Below are 4,634 nucleotides of genomic sequence, written 5' to 3'. Positions count from 1 at the left end.
AATAGGAGGCGACTATAAAAATGCAAGAAATTGCTAGATGGGATTTAAATCGCTTGTATTTGAATGAGGATATTCTATTTCCAATTTTGGAGTTGAAAGAGAAATATTTTGTAACAAAAGATGTAGAGGTTCTTTCAAAGCTAATACAAGCTATTGAGAAAACAGAATACTATTTGTACTGTAGATCAGTTGAAGAAAGTGTACCATCTGACCTTACTAAATTGACCGTGAAAGTGAAGGAACTAAAAAATGAATTACAGCAAGTAATAAAACATAATGAAGTGGAAACTTCAGATAATACTAAGTTAATAAAAGATGAGCTTAATGCTTGGGAAAATATGTACATACAATTACGGGATAGGATAGAAATAGAGCACAATAATAAACAATTATCCTTTGGACAAGCAAATACTATTGCAATGAATAGTGATAATGAAAAGGAAAGATTAGAAGTATTCGAGTTACTTACAAGTACTTTACATAAGGAAAAAGAAATCTTTGCTACTGTATTAAATCAAATAGGGAGATTGCGTAATGCAAAGAGTAATGAAATAGAAGATAGAGAGATTTTAACACAATCTTTTCATGCGAATGGCATTTCAGAAACTGTATTATTCCAAATGTGGAATGCGACAGAAGAAAACCTTGATAAATTAGTAAGTGCTTTAAACGTGTATAAGAAAGGAAAAGCTTCAATTACATGGTATGAACTTATGACGGTAAAGGAAAGTAATGAGATCATGATTCCTTTTTCAGTAGCAATACAAAACGTTTATGATGCATGTAAGAATATTGATGAAGAATTAGCAGAATTTGCACGTAATGCGATAGAAAGTGGTTGGGTAGATGCTGAACCGAGAGAGAATAAACCACCAGGTGGGTTTTGTGCTCCATTTTTCAGTGAGAAAGAATCGAGAATTTCCATTCGTTATGATGGGAGTATAGATAGTGTAAGAGTGCTCGCTCATGAATTAGGACATGCTTGGCACTTTTATAATATGAGTTTTGAACAATCTACGTCTTTTTTAGATGATTATTTGCCAATGAGTACGGCTGAATCAGCATCTATTTTCTTTGAAACGGTACTCTTAAATTATCTAATTGAAACAACGGATAGTAAAGATACGAAAAAGTCATTACTTAGCTGGAAAATAAGAAATAGTTTTAATTATGTAATGGCAATACGAGCATCGTATCAGTTTGAAAAAACATTTTATGAAAAATGTAAAGAGGGTCCTTTAAGTGCTGATGAAATTGAGAAATTATCTATAATTGCACAAAAAGAAGCTTATGGAAAAGCTTTAAGTGAATACCAGCCGTTTGTATGGATGAAATATATTCAATTTTATATAGCAGATGTTCCTTTTTACAATTATCCATACACATTTGGATATTTAGTAAGTTTTAGCTTATTAGAAATAGCTCAAGAAGGTAAAAGTACTTTTCATTCGAAATATAAAGAGTTCTTACGAGAAACAGGAAAGGCTCCAGTAGAGGAGCTTATGAAAAAACATTTTGAAATAGATATAAGAAATTATGAATTTTGGAATAAAGCTTTTATTCAAATTTCTAAAGACATTGATGAATATTTGCAGCTTATGTAAGGGGAGAGTACAGTGGATCAGCAGTTTATAAAAGGTATACCTTTTTCAACTTTAGAATATGCAAAAGCTATAAGTTTATTAAAAGGTTGGCTACATGAACAACAAGAGAAACCAAGGTTTGTAGTAACTGCAAATCCTGAAATTGTTATGTCTGCAAAGGAAAATACGGAAAAATCAAAGGAATTTAAAAAGATGTTACTATCTGCGGATTTAATAACAGCGGATGGGATTGGTGTCATAATTGGCTCGAAAATATTAAAAGGAAGTTTGAAAGAACGTGTTACTGGGGCGGATTTAACTCACGATTTAATAAAATATTGTAACGACAATGAATATCGTGTCTTTCTTTTTGGAGCTGCGCCAGAAAGTAATAAAAAGGCATTAGAAAAATTAAATGAGCAGTTCCCAGGAGCACAATTTAAAGGACAGCATGGATTTGTAAATGGTGAAGAAATAGAGGAAATAAAAATGAAAATTAAGCAGTTCAAGCCGCATTTACTACTCGTAGGACTAGGTTCACCAAAACAAGAAGAGTTCATCTATGAAAACATACAAACATTAAACGTTCCGCTATCTATTGGTATCGGAGGTATGATTGATATAATATCTGGTACTGTAAAAAGAGCACCAAAAATAATGAGGGATACTGGAACTGAATGGCTGTATAGGTTACTCTCACAGCCGAAAAGATTAAAGAGACAACTTGTACTTCCGAAATTTTTATTATCGGTTATGTCTGAGCGGATTAAAGGGATTAATTAATAAAGGGGACTACATACATAAACAGAATCGGCATTATCGGAGCAATGCAAATTGAAATAGATTTACTTTTAGAAAAACTAGTTATACAAGAGGAACAGACAATAGCGGGAATGCCTTTTTATATTGGAGAATTCATGGGAACAGAAGTAATTATTACACGTTCTGGTGTAGGGAAAGTAAATGCAGCTGCATGCGCGCAAACATTAATTCATAAATTTGATGTAGACTCTATCATTAATACGGGCGTTGCTGGTGGATTACATTCAGATGTAAAAGTCGGCGATATAGTTATTTCAACGAATGTTACTCATCATGATGTAAGTAAAACTCAAATGAAAAACTTATTTCCGTTCCAAGAAGAATTTATTGCAAGTAAGGAATTGGTAGAGTTAGCACGTAAAGCTTGTATTAGTAGTAGTTTACAGATTGCAGTTCATGAAGGAAGAATTGTCAGCGGTGAATGTTTTGTTGAAGATTCAAAGTTAAAGGCGAAATTAATAGACGAATACGCACCTCATTGTACAGAAATGGAAGGGGCAGCAATTGGACATGTTGCCTATATAAATGATATACCGTTTCTCATTATAAGATGTATTTCTGACAGCGCAAATGATGAAGCTCAAATTTCTTATGATGACTTCGCGAAAACTGCTGCGAATTATTGCTCAGAAATTATTATTGAGATGCTTAAAAATATATCTGGTAAAACCATAGTCCAAAAGGAGAGATAGGAATGTTACAAGCATTAATTTTTGATATGGATGGTACGTTATTTCAAACAGATAAAATTTTAGAATTATCATTAGATGATACTTTTGATCACTTAAGATCATTACAATTATGGGATACAGTAACACCAATTGATAAATATAGAGAAATTATGGGTGTGCCGTTACCGAAAGTTTGGGAAGCTTTATTACCGGACCATTCTATTGAAATAAGAGAACAAACAGATGCATATTTTTTAGATAGACTTATTGAAAACATAAAAAGCGGAAAAGGCGCTTTATATCCAAATGTAAAAGAAATATTTACATATATAAAAGGAAATAATTGTTCCATTTACATTGCTAGTAATGGTTTGAAAGAATATTTACGAGCAATCGTAACTTATTATGCTTTAGACAAGTGGGTGATTGAAACGTTTAGTATTGAACAAATACAATCGCTAAATAAAGGTGACTTAGTTAAAAGTATTATGAACAAATATGATATAAAAGAGGCAGCGGTAGTTGGTGACCGGCTATCTGATATAAATGCAGCGAAAGACAACGGTTTACTTGCAATTGGGTGTAATTTTGATTTTGCGCAAGAAGATGAACTTGCTCAGGCTGATGTAGTAATAGATGATTTAATGGAGTTGAAGGGGATATTACCTGCTGTACAGAGGTAAATAAAGTGTGTGCGTTTTTTGCCAAGTCCTATATGTCTTAGTTTATGGAGGGAATATGATTAAAAATAATTTTAAAATTAGTAATATTCCTGCGGTTTTATGGGGAGATAAGAGTGATAAAATTTTTATTGCAGTACATGGAAATATGTCAAATAAGGAAGATACAATTATTCAAATATTAGCTGAAGAAGCCAAACAAAAAGGTTATCAAGTATTAAGCTTTGATTTACCTGAGCATGGAGAAAGAAAAGATGATAATACGCCTTGCAAAGTACAGATTTGTGTTAGTGAATTATCTATAATTATGAATTATGCAAAAGAACATTGGAAAGAAATAAACGTGTTTGCATGTAGTATGGGAGCGTATTTTAGCCTTTTAGCTTATCAAAATGATGTGGTAGAAAAGGCATTATTTTTATCACCAGTAGTTAATATGGAACGAATTATCGAAAATATGATGAAATGGTTTAATGTAACACCAGAGCTTTTGCAAAAAGAAATGACTATAGAGACACCTATTGGTCAAAAGTTACATTGGGATTATTTATGCTATGTAAAAGAACATCCTATTAATATATGGAATATAGATACATATATTATGTACGGAGCTAAGGATGAACTGTGTGAACTTGAAACTATTAACTATTTTACAGAAAAACATCGTTGTGAATTAGAAGTTATGGAGACGGGTGAACATTACTTTCATACCGAAGAACAGTTAAAGATATTTGAACAGTGGTTACACAAACATATCGATTAACAAATTATAATTTATCTTGAACCTGTTAGAGAAGAATGAGGAATATATAAACTGATAGTATATTTGAGAGAAATTATAAATGGTGAATGTATACACTTAAACAAACAGATGCTTT

5 protein-coding genes are annotated in these 4,634 nt (G+C 32.0%); all 5 read left to right on the top strand.

Features of this window, described 5'->3' with window-relative positions; all coding sequences use genetic code 11:
• Nucleotides 1-20: 20 nt before the first annotated feature.
• From ACQGSG_RS26800 to ACQGSG_RS26780, 5 genes are read left to right on the top strand one after another with little or no spacing between them, the layout of a single operon-like run.
• Nucleotides 21-1,604, top strand: coding sequence for a M3 family metallopeptidase (locus tag ACQGSG_RS26800; protein ID WP_048567583.1), 1,584 nt, complete (start codon nt 21-23; stop codon nt 1,602-1,604).
• 12 nt (nt 1,605-1,616) lie between these two features.
• Complete coding sequence (locus ACQGSG_RS26795) at nt 1,617-2,366, top strand: WecB/TagA/CpsF family glycosyltransferase (RefSeq protein ID WP_000372653.1); 750 nt, start codon at nt 1,617-1,619, stop codon at nt 2,364-2,366.
• 17 nt (nt 2,367-2,383) lie between these two features.
• Nucleotides 2,384-3,097 carry a 5'-methylthioadenosine/adenosylhomocysteine nucleosidase gene (locus ACQGSG_RS26790; protein ID WP_001079723.1) on the top strand — a complete coding sequence of 238 codons (714 nt, stop codon included), beginning with the start codon at nt 2,384-2,386 and terminating at the stop codon, nt 3,095-3,097.
• 2 nt (nt 3,098-3,099) lie between these two features.
• Entirely contained in the window at nt 3,100-3,759 is a 660-nt protein-coding gene (locus tag ACQGSG_RS26785; RefSeq protein WP_097813701.1) for an HAD hydrolase-like protein, read from the top strand.
• 55 nt (nt 3,760-3,814) lie between these two features.
• Nucleotides 3,815-4,519 carry an alpha/beta hydrolase gene (locus tag ACQGSG_RS26780; protein WP_114160479.1) on the top strand — a complete coding sequence of 235 codons (705 nt, stop codon included), beginning with the start codon at nt 3,815-3,817 and terminating at the stop codon, nt 4,517-4,519.
• Nucleotides 4,520-4,634: the final 115 nt, after the last annotated feature.

It is taken from the genome of Bacillus sp. GMa5/1 (genome assembly GCF_050172015.1).
In the GTDB taxonomy this organism is placed as follows: domain Bacteria; phylum Bacillota; class Bacilli; order Bacillales; family Bacillaceae_G; genus Bacillus_A; species Bacillus_A cereus.
Note: the sequence above shows the minus strand (reverse complement) of the source record. Positions and strands in the feature narration are given on the sequence as shown.

Coding starts and splice junctions, on each gene's coding strand:
- ACQGSG_RS26785 (WP_097813701.1), top strand. CDS start 3,100: ATGTTACAAGCATTAATTTTTGATATGGATGGTACGTTATTTCAAACA.
- ACQGSG_RS26780 (WP_114160479.1), top strand. CDS start 3,815: ATGATTAAAAATAATTTTAAAATTAGTAATATTCCTGCGGTTTTATGG.
- ACQGSG_RS26800 (WP_048567583.1), top strand. CDS start 21: ATGCAAGAAATTGCTAGATGGGATTTAAATCGCTTGTATTTGAATGAG.